The sequence below is a fragment of the Paenibacillus thiaminolyticus genome (assembly GCF_003591545.1).
Classification (GTDB): Bacteria; Bacillota; Bacilli; order Paenibacillales; family Paenibacillaceae; genus Paenibacillus_B; species Paenibacillus_B thiaminolyticus_A.
Map to the genome: position 1 here is coordinate 137,230 of NZ_QYZD01000011.1, position 14,222 is coordinate 151,451.

Below are 14,222 nucleotides of genomic sequence, written 5' to 3' on the forward strand. Positions count from 1 at the left end.
GTGCTGAGCACCGGCCTTCTTCTATTTTTCACCACGCGATAAAGGAGACGCATATGGATTTCTACTTGTCGGATGGTTCAAGAAGACTGCTGTTTCCGTTGAACCCGCAGCAGGTCACGGCTGCCACGGCGGCGCGTATGGTCACGTATCAGAGCATTGCGCTGGGCGAGTTCACGATGCCGCGCGGCACGGTGCCGACACGGTTCAATTGGGAGGGGATCTTCCCCGGAGAAACGCGGAAGGACAGCGTGACCGTCAAGTCCTGGCAGTCCCCACAAGCGATTGCGGGGCTATTGTCCGGCTGGCGCGATAAAGGTCAAAAACTGAAGCTGCTGATTACAGAGACACCGATCAATCACGATGTGTATATCCAGACATTTGACCATACGTGGCTGGGTGGGCATGGTGACGCTCAATATTCGATTGAGCTGGTGCAAGCCAAGATGATCATGGTTCCGGAAAAAGGCCAGAAGGCGAAGTCAAGCGGATCAGCCGCGTCTGCCGGACGCGCCGCGCCGCCTCCTCCGGCAACCTACACCGTGAAGCCGGGTGATACGCTGTGGGGCATCGCCAAGCGGTTTCTTGGAAATGGCGCACGCCACGGCGACATCTACCGCATCCCTGAAAATAAAAAGCAGATCGGCCCGGATCCGAATCAAATCAAGCCGGGCCAGGTCCTGCGGCTGCCAGTGTAGGAGGTGCCGCCATGATCAATATCGCTGACGTGAAATACGACCTATCTGTTCTCCTGCCTGCAGGGGAACAGATATCACTCACCACGCTGGCCAGCGGCTTAAGCTGGGAAGAACAGCCTAATGAACTGGCTGTCCGCTTGTCTTTTTCGATACGGAACCAGAAATGGAATGGGAAATGGCTGCATCAGCAGCTGCAGCTTGGCGCCCGGACGATTTTAAAAGCGGATTGGGGCCAAGGATGGAAGGAAATCCATCAGGGCATCATTTTCGACTGGGATTATACGCAGGATGGCAACGGCGTCTTGAAAATTAAATCGTATGATATGCTGATCTACCTATTGCGGAGCAAGGACGATCGCTGGTACAAGAACGGCACGCAAGCCTCCGTCATTATCAGAGATATTGCGAAAGCCTGGAATATTCCGCTCGGCCAGATGGATCTGCCCGCTGTTGCCTTAGCTGCACAGCCGTTCCGCAGCCAGACCTTGGCTTCGATGATGACATCCGTCATCGATCAGGTGCGCAGCCGCGGCAAGGGCCAGTATATTATCCGTGCCAGCAACGGCAACATGCATGTCGTCAAAGCCGGGCAAAACAAGCCGATTTATCAATTCGACGCAGACGTTGTGAGCAGTGCCAGCGATCAACAGGATATTGAAAATCTGGTGACTCGCGTCAAAATCGTTAGCAAGCAAGCCGGAGAAGTGGAACATGAGGGGCCGGGACAGGGGATGAAAAAAACTCGGCTCAAAATCGATGATACCGTGGATGGTCAGACGAAATACGGCATTTTGCAAGAGATCATCTATTCCCAGCAATATGACACGGTCGCGGCTGTGCGGGAGGCTGCGCAGGAAGTGCTGAAGGAGCGCGGCAAGCCGCGCAGGCGGCGGAGCGTAACGGTTCCTGATCTTCCTTTTCTGCGGCGCGGGGACAAGGTCTATTTTGCAGCCGGCACGCTGCTTGGCTATTACACCATAGACGGGATTCAGCATGATGCTGACAACCGCAGCATGACGATGGAGGTGGTCGACCATGAGTAAAAGAGAGTGGGCCGGGCGCTTGCTGTCCGCCATGGACGGGGTGTCCCGCTGCGTGGATACGTTCAACGTCATTGACTTGGGCACGATCCAGGACGACGGCAGCCTGCTGCTTGATCAGTTCTCCGTTCCGATTCCGGCGGAAGGGTATTTGTTGGCCGATTGGGATTTCACTGTCCCCGTATATTCCCGAGTGGCCCGCCTGGCTTCGCCTGTTGTCGAGACAGGGGAGGATACGGCAGAGACGACCTATTCCGCATTGACCCGGTTTGATTTTGTCACTGGAGAGGATGGAAGCCGGCTCGCCGATGTCAGTCCCCGCTTCGTAACCGGAGACCGGGTCCTGGTGCTGTGGGTGTCCGGAGAGCCTATCATTATGAGCAAGGTGGTGAGCGGCGATCATGCCTGATTTATTTCCTGCGTTCTCCATGCCGTCTCTGGTCGAGAATGAGAGCTCGAATGATGTTCAATATCCCGAGAGTCCGCTGTTCGATTTCGCAACCGGTGATTTTGTCATCGATGGAGCCGGGCGCTTCGTGATGGCCGATGGCCATACAGCGTGGGCGCAATGGTGCCAGAAGGCCGTCTTGACCGAACGCTTCGCCTGTCTCGCATACTCAAGCGACTACGGAAGCGAGATCCAGACTGCGATTCGGCAGCCGACCCGGGCCGCCGCTCGTTCCGAACTGGAACGCACCATCACCGAGACGCTTCTTGCTGATCCCCGGACGCAGATGGTTACCGATTTTGAGTATGAATTTGAAGGTGATTCGGTCACGGTATCCTTTACGGCCGTGCCGGTCATTGGACAAGAGCAACGAATGGAGGTGAGCGTATGAGGGAATTGCCTCCTCTTTTACAGGAAGACACGGAAGAGGTCATCCGAGACCGCATGCTGTCGCGGTTGCCGGTCAGCCTGGATCGTTCGGAAGGATCGTTTCCGTGGGATGTGCTGGAACCGGCGGCGATCGAATTGACCCAGGCAGCCGACTGGGCCAAGGAGGTATTGCGGCGCGCATTTGCTTCGACGACGTTCGGCCCCTATCTTGAAGAACGCTGCGCGGAGCACGGAGTGACACGGCGGCCTGCCGCCACAGCCCGTTCAACGGACAAAACAATCCGCTTTACAGGCAAGCCCGGCGCGGCCGTCCCGGGCGGGTACGTGATCGCGACCGAGAGCACGGAGTCAACGCCCGCTCTGCTGTACCGGGTGCTCCATGGCATTTCGCTTGCGGAGGACGGCGAAGGCTTTACCGATGTGGAGGCTTTCGATGCAGGCCGATCCGGCAACGTGCCCGCGGGAGCGATACACCATTTGAGCGAGCCTGTGCCAGGCATTACAGCGGTGACGAATCTGACGGCACTGGAAGGCGGAACCGATGAAGAGAGCGACGATTCGCTGCGGGAACGGTTTCTGCTGAAAGTCCGCACTCCGACCGGAAGCGGGAACAAATCAGATTATGAGCAATGGGCACTCTCGATTCCCGGCGTGGGCGGTGTAAAAGTTATTCCGTTATGGGCAGGTCCGGGTACGGTTAAAGTGGTACTTATCAATGAAGAGAAAACAGCCCCTGCTCCATCAGTCGTGGAAGCCGTTGAGGCTTTCATCCAAAATGGGTGCCCTATCGGTGCGATTGTAACCGTTGTTGGAGCAACCGAGGTTCCGATTCATGTTTCCGTCACCGTGACGCTCAGCAGTGAAGGCTCTTCTAACGAGGTACGAGAAATGATTCAGGACGGTGTCCGCGCATATTTAAAGACGTTGGCATTTGCCGATCCGCTTGTTCGCTATACTCGGATTGCAAATATCATTTTGGATATCCCTCCTGTTATTGATTACGGAGCCCTCAAAGTCAATGGAAATGAAACCAATATTGAAATTGCACAAGATGCGGTTGCGATTCTTGGGACGGTGACGATTAATGTCAGTTAATTCGCCGTTCAAAAGCAACCGGGGTCCAATTATGTTGGGCTATTTGCGGAAAAAACAATATGAATTATCCCCGTTCATGCTCTCGATACTGGATACACAGGGGACTGAGTTGGATGGTCTATGGCAAACCTTCGACTCAATACTGGATCAGTGTTATCTTGAACGTGCCACTTGGGGGCTCGACATTTGGGAAGAGGAATGGGATTTACCCACAAATTACGAGGAAAGCTACGAGACTCGCCGTTCCCGAATCAAGGCCAAAATTATCGGAAGCGGTACCTTTACGGAACAAACGGCCCGTGACTTGGCGAATGCGTATAGCCAAACAAGGAACGCACTGTTCCTGCCATTGCATGAATCGTATGCTTTCAAGACGATCTATGATATTGATGACCTAACCAGTTATACCGGTCTTAAATTTGCATTCGAGGAAGCGAAACCGGCTCATTTGCTCCATATCGTAGAACTGATGATCGACTTATTCAACTCTTTTCACATAGAGGCTTCAGCCAAGGTGAAAAGCCGTATAAAGCTCGATTACGCCCCGAAGATCATCGGTGGGTCTAAATTAAGAGGCTCATACTTGTACCTTGGATTTAGCCGATATGAAGTTGATGATGTTGACGAGCTTGTTTTTAATGGGGCGTGGAAGTTTGATGGCAAGCAATCATTTAGCGGGATGAATCCGTTCGGGCTCGATTTTTATCTGGATAGTGCGGATCAGTGCAGCTTGCGCCACATTCGCGCAGGTCAGGTTATTGATGAGGAAGTCTTTTGAAGGGGGCGAAGATATGGCAACCGCAAGAACGAAAGTATATCGCGAGAAGCTGGCTCGTGCTGCGTCCGGAATTGATCCTATGGTGAAAATCACACATATCGCCATCGGCACCGGCGGCGTAGATGCGTCCGGCGTTCCAAAGTCGTTGACCGGAGACGAAACCGGTCTGTTCAATGAAGTTTTTCGCAAAGAAGTAAGGACAACTATGCCCGAACCGACTACGGTACGTTATTCTTTATCCGTCCAGGCCAAAAATGACGGTTTAGCTGGTACGGGAATCAACGAAGTGGCCGTATTTGATGCTGACGGGGCACTGGCCGCAATCAAAACCACGACGACCAAAAACCTGGAAGCAAATGACGAGCTTGAATTTGACTTCGATGCACTTTTTTAATAAGGAGTTGAATCACCGTGAGCATTAAAGGTGACGTTTTGCCAGGGGGAATAAACCAAGAAATTCAAGGCGTGACGACGCAAACAAGGGCACATCCTGATGACTTTAACCCGAATGTCCTAAAACCGTTGCTTGATAACGATGTCACAATGAGTAAGCAGTTAGAGACTCTTCCTTCTGAAGCTCTTACCTTCAGGCCCGGTTATCAAATTGTTGAATCCGAACAAGATACGCCGTTCCGGCTAGGGGAGATTAAGGGGCGGACGTTGGTGAATTTGTTGGGGCGGGCGGGGGCGTGTGATAACCTGTCCCTGATTGGCGGTTACAGAGGCACAAACGCGATTGAAAATGGGCGACTAAAGCTGACCATAGGCAATGATACTGGTGCAGTTGCCTTCATCGGCATTAGCGGAGTCATCAAAGCAGGCAAGTATTATTTACTGGCCGGCGTAGCCCGGAACGGTAGTTCCAATGTGGCTGCCTTGGCATTTGGCGGTTCTGAAGGCGGAGGGCCGTCGAAAAACACAACAAGAAAAACTGAAGATCTGCTCTATATGACCAAGCATGCCGACCGAGATCTAAATGATGTTAATATCGATATAGTTGTCTACGGCACTGAAGGCCAGTACGGATATTTTGACGACATTCGGTTGTACGAAATTACGGAGGCCGAGGCCAAGGTGATTGACTCCATGACACCGGAGCAGGTTGCCGAGAAATATCCATACGTAGACAGCATGACCAACGTCAAGAACCCATACGCCATCGTAACGGGAGGCAATCTGCTGCCACCGTTTTATGAGTGGAGAGTCCATAGTGTTGCGGCTGTTGTTGAGCCGTATACATTGCTTTCAAGACCCACTATGAGTGCACAGGCAACAGAAATATTTTTGCCTGTAATTAAGGGAGCGGTGTATACACTCTCCTATGAAACAAATGATGCGAATACTGGTTACATGAACTGGGCCTGGGTTGATAGCTCGGGAGCAACCCTCTCGTGGACACCACCACACAAGCTAGTTCACACGGAAAAGGCACCCCCAAATGCTGTGCGGTTAAGAGTAATTGCCACGAGTATTAATGCAGGAACATTTACATTTCGTAGTCCAGTGCTCACAATCGGCACCGATCCCAAGCCCTTCGCCCCACAGCAACGCAGCTTGCTCGCCTTTGAGACGGAATTCGCCGCTCATCCGATAGACGGCAGCAATCCCGATACGCTATTTTTTGGAGATGATGGGCTGCCGTATGTGTTGGAACAATGGGGAGTCTTTTCATTTGAAAAGGGAAAATCGTATGGTTTCTACAAGAGTTCAACTGGATTCAAGTGTCTCCTTATTGGAGGGGGGCTCCCCGATGACAGAAATAAAGATGTGTACCCTTATGTTTGTAAATATGACGGTACTCTATTAAAGGCAGGCGCACCTTCGTTAGAGCCGGAGGAGTTTTCCATTATCAATTGGACCGCTGGTAATGATGGAAAATTAGGTATATCCGTCATCAATACAGACAGTGGATGGGGGCCGGATTACACTCCGACGGGGGACGAGATAAAGGCGTATTTCTTGGGATGGCGGCTGAGTGTGCTTGGGCAACCTAGAGAGACTATTTACAATGGGGCAGGGGAAAAAGTCTGGATTAGATTGGATAGAATGGATAAAAACAAGCATCCGACTTTAACATCTGGTGTGGACTACTTTACCACTGTTCCCAACTTCCAAATCCGAGTATCCGAAGAATGGCAGCCATATCGCCTCCAATACCTAAAGGCGAAGCCAACTGTCGAACCCGTCCGGAATTACGAACTGGGCGCGACGTTAACTGCAGGCTCGAACATGGTCGAGGTCGGTAGCGGTATTGTGATTCGGGAGAAGGCGAATCCTGTGTACTATTCTCCCAACGGAAACTACTATATCAACAACACTGGAGTAAGTGGTAGTTTATTAAAGAACAAGGTATCACTCATATCGCGGGTTTACCGTAACGACCAGGTTGATAGTTTTGCAAAGAGTGAAAATGATGCTAACGCGTACGGCAAACAGCACATCAGGTTTTTATCATCAGATTTCGACCCAACCGCAGTCTACCGCGTCACCTATACGATGCTCGATCCAACGCTTCCGGCTCCAATCAGCGGCACCGTGGCGGCGAACCTGCGCGGGACTGTAACGGAATTGGTGCAGGATGTGGGCGATGTAGAGCGGCGGCTGTCGGTGGTCGAGAATCATAAGACAGATACAATTGAGGACACGGGGTGGATCCCGGTTACGCCACTCAATGGGTGGACACACTATCCGAACAAGAATTTGCACTTCAGGGTATTGGGCAACAGGCTTTATTTGAGAGGTATGATTCAGGATGGACAGGGGGCAGTAAAAACAATAATGTTCTACCTGCCAGTAAAAACCCACTATGGAGTTTGGGAGAAGGTTGCAACATGGAGTGACAGCACAAATGTAAAAATCATGCAGGTTAATTTCACCCCTTCCGGTAACATGGTAATAAACTCTGGCTCCGCTTTAAAATACGTTAGCTTTGATGGTTTAGTATTTGAGTTTGATAGATTGGAGTTGGTATGATGACTGCTTTTATTGTTGATGTTGGTGGGAAGTTAGTTCGGCCAACCATGTTTGGGGATGACGCCCCTGTCTCCGAACGCTTTGAAACTCCTGAAATTGAGGACGACGGCCAAGAGGACGAATCGAAAACGCTACTCGTAGGCTACACAATCGCCATACCGATGCCGGATGGACTCTATCAACCTATATTCGATGTCGAAGGTTACCGGGAGGCCGAGGCAGACTACAATGCCAGATACGCCGACTACCTAGCCACCGCGACCGAATCTAACCCAGAGAGCGACGAGCCGCAACCAGAGCCACCTCAGCCCGTGGACGGACCAAGCTTCTGGCGAAACGGCCTCACGGACAAGGAAATAGAAGCACTCAACCCGCCGCCGGAACCATCACAAACCGATGTGCTGGGTCAAGAACTGACCCAAATGAAAATCAAAAATATTCAACAGCAGAGCGTCTTCGACAGCCTTGGGGCGGAGTTGGCAAAGGCTAAACTCGAAATTATAAAGCTTAAGGGAGGCCAGTCCGCATGACTTTCTGGAAGCTTGCATATGAATGCAAATGGATCGACGCGGAGGGGCTGCGCGCAGCCGTGAAAACAGACTCCAACCCTTTCGGAGAAATTAGACCGGAAGAGTACAAAGAGATCACAGGAATTGATTTTAACTAGAGGGACTTTCCCCGGATCAAGGTGCACGTTGTAATGAAACTCCTTGAGCTTGAAGTGAACGATTGTATGGGAATCTCCCCACATGCCGTGGCACCCTAATCCGTCTCTGGCCTTCGGCCTGTCCGACATTTGGCCGGATGGTGGCACGCAGACGGGCGGTTTCCGGTGATAAGATAATAGCGTGAAGTGGTGTGTCACCGGGCCCGTAGCTAAGACGGGACGGGGGCAAGCCATAAATAGAGACCATTCGGTTCAGATTGCCGGATGGTCTTTGTTATTGGCGAGGATGCAGTGACCGCTTCACGGATTCTTACGCCGGATTGCAGAGGGGGAGAAAACGTGCACAGTGCCGAGATTCGGCAAGGCGTGATGCGGCGGCTTGGGGAGATCTTCCCGGATATGGCGGTCTTGGATGCCGAGGCGGCAGCGGACGCGACGGCGCCGTATTGCGCCGTCCGCATTCGAAGCGGAAGCAGGCAGCGTACGGGGGAGCGACGCTATGCGGCAACATGGCAAGTGGAGGTCGACTACGTGCCGGGAGAGGCCGGGAATCGGCCGCATCCCGATGAGGTCGCCGATGCGCTGTATGATGCGCTGGAGCTCGTCGACTTCGGGACGATGCGCTGCCGCGGCGTCGAGATGAGCCACGAGTACCCGGATCATATGCTGCGCTTCCGGGTGCAGTATGCGCTCACGCTGCTGCGGGAGCGGGAGCCAGGCAGCAAGATGGAAGCAATGAAGCAGGAGGAGCGGATTCGAGATGAGCATTGATGGGCACGAGACGGCTTACACGAAGGCGCAATGGCTGGAAGCGAAGGCGGACAGCGGACGGGAGCGGGACATGCTGCATGCGCTGCTCCGTGAGGACGGCATGTATACGAAGGCGCAGGTTGCTGCGCTGCTACACCAATTTATGATTCAGGAGGTATTGTGATGGCTGGAGGAACATGGATGACGCAGAACAAAGTAAGACCGGGCGTATATGTCCGCTTCGATTCGGAAGCGGGCCCGATGGGTACGATGGGAGAACGCGGGGTTGTGGCCCTGCCGCTGAAGCTGAGCTGGGGGCCTGCTCGCCAGGTGCTGGAACTGCCGGCTGGAGAAGCGACTTTCGAGCTTCTCGGCTATGAGGTGACGGACAAGGCGCTGCTGTTGGTGCGTGAAGCATTCAAACGGGCCAAGACGGTGCTGTTGTACCGGCTGAACGAAGGTACCAAGGCGCAGGCCACGCACAAGGAATGGAAGGCGAGTGCCCGCTGCGGCGGCGTTCGCGGGAACGACATCGTACTCGTCGTTCGTCCGAACGTCCTCGACGATACGAAGATGGATGTTATCACAAAGGTTGCCGGGCGCGAGGTTGATCTTCAGACCGTCGCCCAGGCAGAGGAGCTGAAGGCGAACGCTTGGGTGCAATTCGAAGGCAGCGGTGAGCTGGAAGCGATCGCGGGCTTGCCGCTGACTGGCGGCGAGGACGGCACGGCGACGAATGAAGACCATATGAACTTCCTTGATGCGCTAGCGGTACAGGATTTCCATACGGTGGCCTTGCCGTCGGAGGAGAAGACGCTTGCTTCCGTCTATACAGCCTTCATCAAGCGGATGCGCGAGGAGGAAGGGAAAAAGGTACAGGCGGTGCTGCCGAACTATCCGCTGGCGGACAGCGAAGGCGTGATCAGCGTGAAAAACGGGGTCAAGCTGGCGGACGGCACTGTGCTGGACGCGGCAGAGGCGTGCGTGTGGGTGGCAGCGGCTACGGCTGCGGCGGCGATGAATGAGTCGCTGACCTATACCACTTATGAGGATGCGATCGACGCGGATGTGCGGTTAACGAACCGCCAGGTCGAAGCCGCGCTGGAGGCGGGCGAATTCGTATTCGTTCATCAGCGGGGCCGTGCGGTCGTCGAACAGGACATCAACAGCTTTACGTCTCATTCCCCGGATAAGGGCCGTGTTTTCTCCAAAAACCGGGTTGTTCGGGTGCTTGACGGGATTGCTAACGATATGAAGCAGTTGTTCGAGACGTCCTATGTTGGCAAGGTGAACAACAATGGCGACGGTCGCCAGTTGTTCCGCGGCGAATGTATCGCTTACCTTGATCAACTCGTGCGCTTGTCCGCGATTCAGCCATTTGATGCGCAGACCGATGTACAGGTTACGCCTGGCGATACGAGCGACAGCATCGTCATTCAACTGGCGGTGCAGCCGGTTGACGCCGTAGAGAAAATTTATATGAAAGTGAAGGTGAAGTAACATGGCATTGTTGCAGGCGAAGGATACCATTTCGGGCCGTGAAGGCCGGGCATTTGCCCAAATTGACGGTCAAAACGAGGAAATGTTCTATGTGAAGACGCTGGAGGCAAAGATCGAAAAGCAGAAAGCGGAAGTCAAGGTGCTTGGCAGCCGCAGCGTGCAGCATAAGGCAGCGGGCTGGACGGGAACCGGCAGCATGACGATCTACTATATGACGCCGCTGTTCCGCAATATGATGCTTGATTATATCAAGAATGGCAAGGACACAAACTTCATTATCCAGATTACGAATGAAGATCCGATGTCCTCGATTGGGACACAGACGGTCTGCTTGAAGAACGTCAACCTGAACAGCGTCGTCATGGCGAAGCTGGATACGGAGAGCGACGTGCTGGAAGAGGAAGTCGAGTTTACATTTGACGATGTCGATATTTTAAATAACTTCAATAGCATTTCATAATTATAAATAACATGCGAGGTGAAAGCAGCAATGAGTTCATTGCGATATTTTTTGGCCCAAAATGCGGAGGCGAATACGGAGACGGCTTTTGTCGTCTCTACCCGCTTCAAGGATGAACAGGGAGAGCCGGTGCCGTGGCAGCTTCGCAGTATCAGCGAGGTCGAGAACGAGCAGTGCCGGAAGGCCGCGACCAAACAGAAGAAGGGCAAGGGAGGCGCTGTGACGCCGGAGATTGATTTCAATGAATATACGGCCAAGCTAATCGTAGCGAGCGTCGTCTTTCCGGATCTGAAAAACTCGGAGCTGCAGCAATCGTATGGCGTCATGGGCGCGGAGGCGCTGCTTCGCAAGATGCTCCTGCCTGGAGAGTATGCAGCCCTGCTGCAAGAGGTTCAGGAGCTGAATGGCTTCAATCAGGACATGAACGAACTCATTGATGAAGTAAAAAACTAATTCGGGAGGGCGACGGTGAAGCGAACTATGCCTATTACGCCCTCCACAAGCTTCGCATTCTGCCGCATGAGCTGCTCGACCTGCCCGAGCGCGAGCGGGCAGCCATCTATGCGATGATCGACATCCGCGTGGAAGAAGAACGCCGCGCGCAGCGCAAGATGAAGAAGCGGTAGAACATTCGCAGATTGCAGAGCCTTCTCTCTCTTATCGAATGAGACAGTAGATGGGAAGGCTTGGCGTCTGCCGGGGAAAGGAGGAGAGTTCATGAACGAGAAGCAGCTTATCATTTTCAAGCCGCCACAGCCGCCGGCTCCTATCGTGCTCCCCCAGCGTGTCAACCGGATGCAAAACGATTGGAGCTTCGAATTCAACCCGATGCTGAAAATGATGGGGATGACGCATCTGAGAATCATGGCTTCGATTGATGAAGTCGTTAAGAAGTCATTTCATTCGATGACAGAGTCATGGAAGCAGCTTGCTGCGCACGCGGGTAAGGAATGGAGCGATGCGGCCCACAGCTTCACTAAAGCGGTTGAAGCATCAGGCGCCTCCGCAGTGGAAGCAGGAGGGTCCATAGAAGAGAAAGGCAAGGAACAGCAAAAGAAGAAGGGCAAGGATAAAGAAAAGATAACGGTTGGGCAGAAAATGAAAAACGTGGCCCTTCCCTTATTGAACGCGCTCCAGACGATGGGCGCCCAAGCGATTCAGAATGCGGCTGCGGCGGAAGATTTCCGTTCCCGCTACCAGGCGCAATATGGCAATGCGCAGCAGGGAGCGGCTGTGTTCGAGACGATGAGGTCCCAAGCGCTCAAGTCGGGGCGTGATGTGAACCAGTCATTGGAGTCCGGGCTTGTACTGACTTCGATATCGAAAAATGCCAATGATGTCACCAAGATGAATGAAATGGTCCAGCGCTTGGCCGCCTTCCGGCCGAATGAAAATGCCGCCGGACTCGCTGTCTCGATGAAGGAGGCTTACTTCGGGAAGGCGGACGGTCTGCTTGGGCAGTTGAATCTTCCGATCAATGAGGATCTGCAGAAAAAAATGGAGTCCTTCGGCCAGACCGGGAATCTGGACGGCTTCCTGGAAGCCTTCGATGAACTGATGACCAAGGCCGGGATGAGTCAGGAATCTCTTGCCCTCTTGATGGAAAGTCCGGTGAAGCAATGGGAGCTTGCCGTCAATCGCTTCCAAGGCATGCTGGCCTTAATGGGCGAGACGGCCATGACGGCGTTCGGCCCCGTACTGCAATTATTGAATCAGGCATTTGAGGAAGGACGGTTCAATGGATTTTTCGAAGCGATTCATGGCGGATTAAGCTTGCTTGGATCCATCACAGAAACGGTCGTGGGCTTCCTGCTGGAGAATTGGAGTCTGGTCGAAAATGCTCTTGTTGCCATCGGAATCATTGTGGCCACGGTCGCTGCGATCTGGCTCGTTCAGTGGCTGATTGCGGCTTCGCCGATTTTTGCGATAATAGCGGCGATTGTGCTGATTATGGAAGCGTTGAATAGTTTGGGCGTATCGACCGGAACCGTGGTCGGTTATATTGTTGGCGCATTTTTTGCTGTTGGTGCGGCAATTATGAGCGTGGCTGCGGTTATTTGGAACGCCATCTTGTCTTTAGTGGAAACTTGTTTCAATCAATTTAATAATTTAGGAGAGGGCATCGAAAGAGTTTTCTGGGAGATATTGAAGAACGTACAAGATCTAGTTTCCAATATTGCAAACGGAATTATTAGAGGAGTCAACAAGGTGATAACGGCCATAAACAATTTGACCGGCTCCACCATGGATACCTTTGATGAGTGGCATCCCGAGTGGGTGGATGAAAGTAAACTTCAGTCCGACGGAAACAAACTGGTCGACTTATCCAAATACCGTATGGAACAGACGGATGTTACAGCCGCGTTCAAGAAAGGTCAGGACTTCACCAAAAATAATAATCTTCTCTCGGGCGATCTGTTCAAAAAGGTAACCGATCCCGGCCCAACAGGAACGGACCAGTTCAAGCCCATCGCTACGGGCATGAATGCGCCGCAAATCTCGAAGGTAGGAGAAGTCGGCAAAATTGGCAAGGTCGAAGGCGAGGTTGACATTTCCGATGAGAAGCTGATGATGATGCGGGAGCTGGCGGAGATGGACAGCATTCAGAACTTCGTGACGCTGACCCCGACGGTGCAGGTATCCACGGGCGACATCCACCAAGGCTTTGACTTCGATACGCTCATCAACCGCATCGAACAGAAGCTGGAGGAAGAGTTCGTCTCGACGGCGGAAGGGGTGTACGGCTGATGAATGAATACCGCATCTTTCTAAGCATCAACAATCAGGAGCAGGTGATGGAGCTGCCCGTCAATCCTCCGCAGCTGCAGGTAAGCGAATCCGGGAATCTGTCCTCCTTCGACATTATCGGATTGGGCGAGGTGAACGCGATTCAGCCGATGAAGCTTGCTGAGCTGCAATTCAGCAGCCTGTTCCCCGCAGGACCGGCCCCGTATGTTCATGTTCCCCCTGAGCGGCTGCTCCAGCCGAAGGACTATGTCGAGATGCTGCGCAGCTGGATGAAGCGCCAGCGTCCGATCCGCTTCGTGCTGACCTCGCCTTCCATGCGGATCAATCTGGCGATGGTTATCGAGAAGTTCACCTGGTCGGAGTCGTCCGGCAGCGTAGGGGATATCGATTATGAACTCGGTTTGAAGGAATATCGCTTTTTCCATGCGCACAAAATGACGAAGTCCGCGAACACGGACAGCACCGTCACGATCCAGAAGGCCCCTCCGGAGCGGCCGGATGAGCGCATGATTCCTTCCACCTATACCCTTGGCCCGGGCGAATCGCTATGGGCGGTAGCCAAACGGTTTTTCAATGATGAGAGCAAGGCTGTTGAGATTCAGCGCCTGAACGGCCTTCGGAGCGATGAAGTCAAGGATCTGGAGCAAGGCCGGAAGCTGCGGCTGCGGTAGGAGGTGC

Annotated in this window: 18 protein-coding genes; 17 read left to right on the forward strand and 1 reads right to left on the reverse strand. The window is 53.2% G+C overall.

Annotated elements, in window-relative coordinates; all coding sequences use genetic code 11:
* The first annotated feature begins 53 nt into the window (after nt 1–53).
* The 15 genes from DQX05_RS14160 to DQX05_RS14225 all read left to right on the forward strand — a co-directional run bounded on the left by DQX05_RS14160 (nt 54) and on the right by DQX05_RS14225 (nt 11,249).
* Nucleotides 54–695 carry a LysM peptidoglycan-binding domain-containing protein gene (locus DQX05_RS14160; RefSeq protein ID WP_119794227.1) on the forward strand — a complete coding sequence of 214 codons (642 nt, stop codon included), beginning with the start codon at nt 54–56 and terminating at the stop codon, nt 693–695.
* Nucleotides 696–706: 11 nt separating this feature from the next.
* On the forward strand, nt 707–1,738 hold the full coding sequence (locus DQX05_RS14165) for an XkdQ/YqbQ family protein (protein ID WP_119794228.1): 1,032 nt from the start codon (nt 707–709) through the stop codon (nt 1,736–1,738).
* Nucleotides 1,731–2,144 carry a peptide methionine sulfoxide reductase gene (locus tag DQX05_RS14170; protein WP_259391986.1) on the forward strand — a complete coding sequence of 138 codons (414 nt, stop codon included), beginning with the start codon at nt 1,731–1,733 and terminating at the stop codon, nt 2,142–2,144. Before DQX05_RS14165 ends, DQX05_RS14170 begins: the two co-directional genes overlap by 8 nt.
* Nucleotides 2,137–2,574: a DUF2634 domain-containing protein gene (locus DQX05_RS14175; protein WP_119794229.1), complete on the forward strand. Its 438-nt coding sequence runs from the start codon at nt 2,137–2,139 to the stop codon at nt 2,572–2,574. The genes DQX05_RS14170 and DQX05_RS14175 overlap by 8 nt, the downstream gene beginning before the upstream one ends.
* Nucleotides 2,571–3,668 (forward strand): baseplate J/gp47 family protein, encoded by a 1,098-nt coding sequence (locus tag DQX05_RS14180; RefSeq protein ID WP_119794230.1) that lies wholly within the window; start codon nt 2,571–2,573, stop codon nt 3,666–3,668. Before DQX05_RS14175 ends, DQX05_RS14180 begins: the two co-directional genes overlap by 4 nt.
* A gap of 31 nt (nt 3,669–3,699) precedes the next feature.
* The gene (locus tag DQX05_RS14185) at nt 3,700–4,446 is read left to right on the forward strand and encodes a putative phage tail protein (protein ID WP_182914746.1); all 747 of its coding nucleotides are present in this window, start codon (nt 3,700–3,702) and stop codon (nt 4,444–4,446) included.
* A gap of 13 nt (nt 4,447–4,459) precedes the next feature.
* A complete protein-coding gene (locus DQX05_RS14190) occupies nt 4,460–4,840 on the forward strand; it encodes a phage tail-collar fiber domain-containing protein (RefSeq protein WP_119794232.1) in 381 nt (126 codons plus the stop codon).
* Nucleotides 4,841–4,857: 17 nt separating this feature from the next.
* Entirely contained in the window at nt 4,858–7,419 is a 2,562-nt protein-coding gene (locus tag DQX05_RS14195; RefSeq protein WP_119794233.1) for a hypothetical protein, read from the forward strand.
* Nucleotides 7,419–7,949, forward strand: coding sequence for an XkdW family protein (locus DQX05_RS30790; protein ID WP_259391987.1), 531 nt, complete (start codon nt 7,419–7,421; stop codon nt 7,947–7,949). The genes DQX05_RS14195 and DQX05_RS30790 overlap by 1 nt, the downstream gene beginning before the upstream one ends.
* Nucleotides 7,946–8,086: an XkdX family protein gene (locus DQX05_RS14205; protein WP_119794234.1), complete on the forward strand. Its 141-nt coding sequence runs from the start codon at nt 7,946–7,948 to the stop codon at nt 8,084–8,086. Before DQX05_RS30790 ends, DQX05_RS14205 begins: the two co-directional genes overlap by 4 nt.
* Nucleotides 8,087–8,425: 339 nt before the next feature.
* Entirely contained in the window at nt 8,426–8,857 is a 432-nt protein-coding gene (locus DQX05_RS14210; protein ID WP_119794235.1) for a phage tail terminator family protein, read from the forward strand.
* A complete protein-coding gene (locus tag DQX05_RS30795) occupies nt 8,847–9,020 on the forward strand; it encodes a hypothetical protein (RefSeq protein WP_182914748.1) in 174 nt (57 codons plus the stop codon). Before DQX05_RS14210 ends, DQX05_RS30795 begins: the two co-directional genes overlap by 11 nt.
* On the forward strand, nt 9,020–10,336 hold the full coding sequence (locus tag DQX05_RS14215) for a phage tail sheath family protein (RefSeq protein ID WP_119794236.1): 1,317 nt from the start codon (nt 9,020–9,022) through the stop codon (nt 10,334–10,336). Before DQX05_RS30795 ends, DQX05_RS14215 begins: the two co-directional genes overlap by 1 nt.
* 1 nt (nt 10,337) lies before the next feature.
* Nucleotides 10,338–10,796 (forward strand): phage tail tube protein, encoded by a 459-nt coding sequence (locus tag DQX05_RS14220; RefSeq protein WP_119794237.1) that lies wholly within the window; start codon nt 10,338–10,340, stop codon nt 10,794–10,796.
* Nucleotides 10,797–10,826: 30 nt separating this feature from the next.
* A complete protein-coding gene (locus DQX05_RS14225; RefSeq protein WP_119794238.1) occupies nt 10,827–11,249 on the forward strand; it encodes a phage tail assembly chaperone in 423 nt (140 codons plus the stop codon).
* Here the strand turns inward: DQX05_RS14225 and DQX05_RS14230 are convergent.
* Nucleotides 11,246–11,515 carry a hypothetical protein gene (locus DQX05_RS14230; protein ID WP_119794239.1) on the reverse strand — a complete coding sequence of 90 codons (270 nt, stop codon included), beginning with the start codon at nt 11,513–11,515 and terminating at the stop codon, nt 11,246–11,248. The genes DQX05_RS14225 and DQX05_RS14230 overlap by 4 nt on opposite strands.
* Between DQX05_RS14230 and DQX05_RS14235 the strand changes: the two genes are divergently transcribed.
* Both DQX05_RS14235 and DQX05_RS14240 read left to right on the forward strand, forming a co-directional pair.
* Nucleotides 11,514–13,544 (forward strand): phage tail family protein, encoded by a 2,031-nt coding sequence (locus tag DQX05_RS14235; RefSeq protein ID WP_119794240.1) that lies wholly within the window; start codon nt 11,514–11,516, stop codon nt 13,542–13,544. The two genes, DQX05_RS14230 and DQX05_RS14235, sit on opposite strands and share 2 nt — an antisense overlap.
* Nucleotides 13,544–14,215, forward strand: a complete 672-nt coding sequence (locus DQX05_RS14240) for a LysM peptidoglycan-binding domain-containing protein (protein WP_119794241.1) — start codon at nt 13,544–13,546, stop codon at nt 14,213–14,215. The genes DQX05_RS14235 and DQX05_RS14240 overlap by 1 nt, the downstream gene beginning before the upstream one ends.
* Nucleotides 14,216–14,222: the final 7 nt, after the last annotated feature.

Bases quoted from the DNA above. Each gene is read 5' to 3' on its own strand.
- DQX05_RS14160 (WP_119794227.1), top strand. From the start codon at position 54: ATGGATTTCTACTTGTCGGATGGTTCAAGAAGACTGCTGTTTCCGTTG.
- DQX05_RS14165 (WP_119794228.1), top strand. From the start codon at position 707: ATGATCAATATCGCTGACGTGAAATACGACCTATCTGTTCTCCTGCCT.
- DQX05_RS14170 (WP_259391986.1), top strand. From the start codon at position 1,731: ATGAGTAAAAGAGAGTGGGCCGGGCGCTTGCTGTCCGCCATGGACGGG.
- DQX05_RS14175 (WP_119794229.1), top strand. From the start codon at position 2,137: ATGCCTGATTTATTTCCTGCGTTCTCCATGCCGTCTCTGGTCGAGAAT.
- DQX05_RS14180 (WP_119794230.1), top strand. From the start codon at position 2,571: ATGAGGGAATTGCCTCCTCTTTTACAGGAAGACACGGAAGAGGTCATC.
- DQX05_RS14185 (WP_182914746.1), top strand. From the start codon at position 3,700: ATGTTGGGCTATTTGCGGAAAAAACAATATGAATTATCCCCGTTCATG.
- DQX05_RS14190 (WP_119794232.1), top strand. From the start codon at position 4,460: ATGGCAACCGCAAGAACGAAAGTATATCGCGAGAAGCTGGCTCGTGCT.
- DQX05_RS30790 (WP_259391987.1), top strand. From the start codon at position 7,419: ATGACTGCTTTTATTGTTGATGTTGGTGGGAAGTTAGTTCGGCCAACC.
- DQX05_RS14205 (WP_119794234.1), top strand. From the start codon at position 7,946: ATGACTTTCTGGAAGCTTGCATATGAATGCAAATGGATCGACGCGGAG.
- DQX05_RS30795 (WP_182914748.1), top strand. From the start codon at position 8,847: ATGAGCATTGATGGGCACGAGACGGCTTACACGAAGGCGCAATGGCTG.
- DQX05_RS14215 (WP_119794236.1), top strand. From the start codon at position 9,020: ATGGCTGGAGGAACATGGATGACGCAGAACAAAGTAAGACCGGGCGTA.
- DQX05_RS14220 (WP_119794237.1), top strand. From the start codon at position 10,338: ATGGCATTGTTGCAGGCGAAGGATACCATTTCGGGCCGTGAAGGCCGG.
- DQX05_RS14225 (WP_119794238.1), top strand. From the start codon at position 10,827: ATGAGTTCATTGCGATATTTTTTGGCCCAAAATGCGGAGGCGAATACG.
- DQX05_RS14235 (WP_119794240.1), top strand. From the start codon at position 11,514: ATGAACGAGAAGCAGCTTATCATTTTCAAGCCGCCACAGCCGCCGGCT.
- DQX05_RS14230 (WP_119794239.1), bottom strand. From the start codon at position 11,515: ATGAACTCTCCTCCTTTCCCCGGCAGACGCCAAGCCTTCCCATCTACT.
- DQX05_RS14240 (WP_119794241.1), top strand. From the start codon at position 13,544: ATGAATGAATACCGCATCTTTCTAAGCATCAACAATCAGGAGCAGGTG.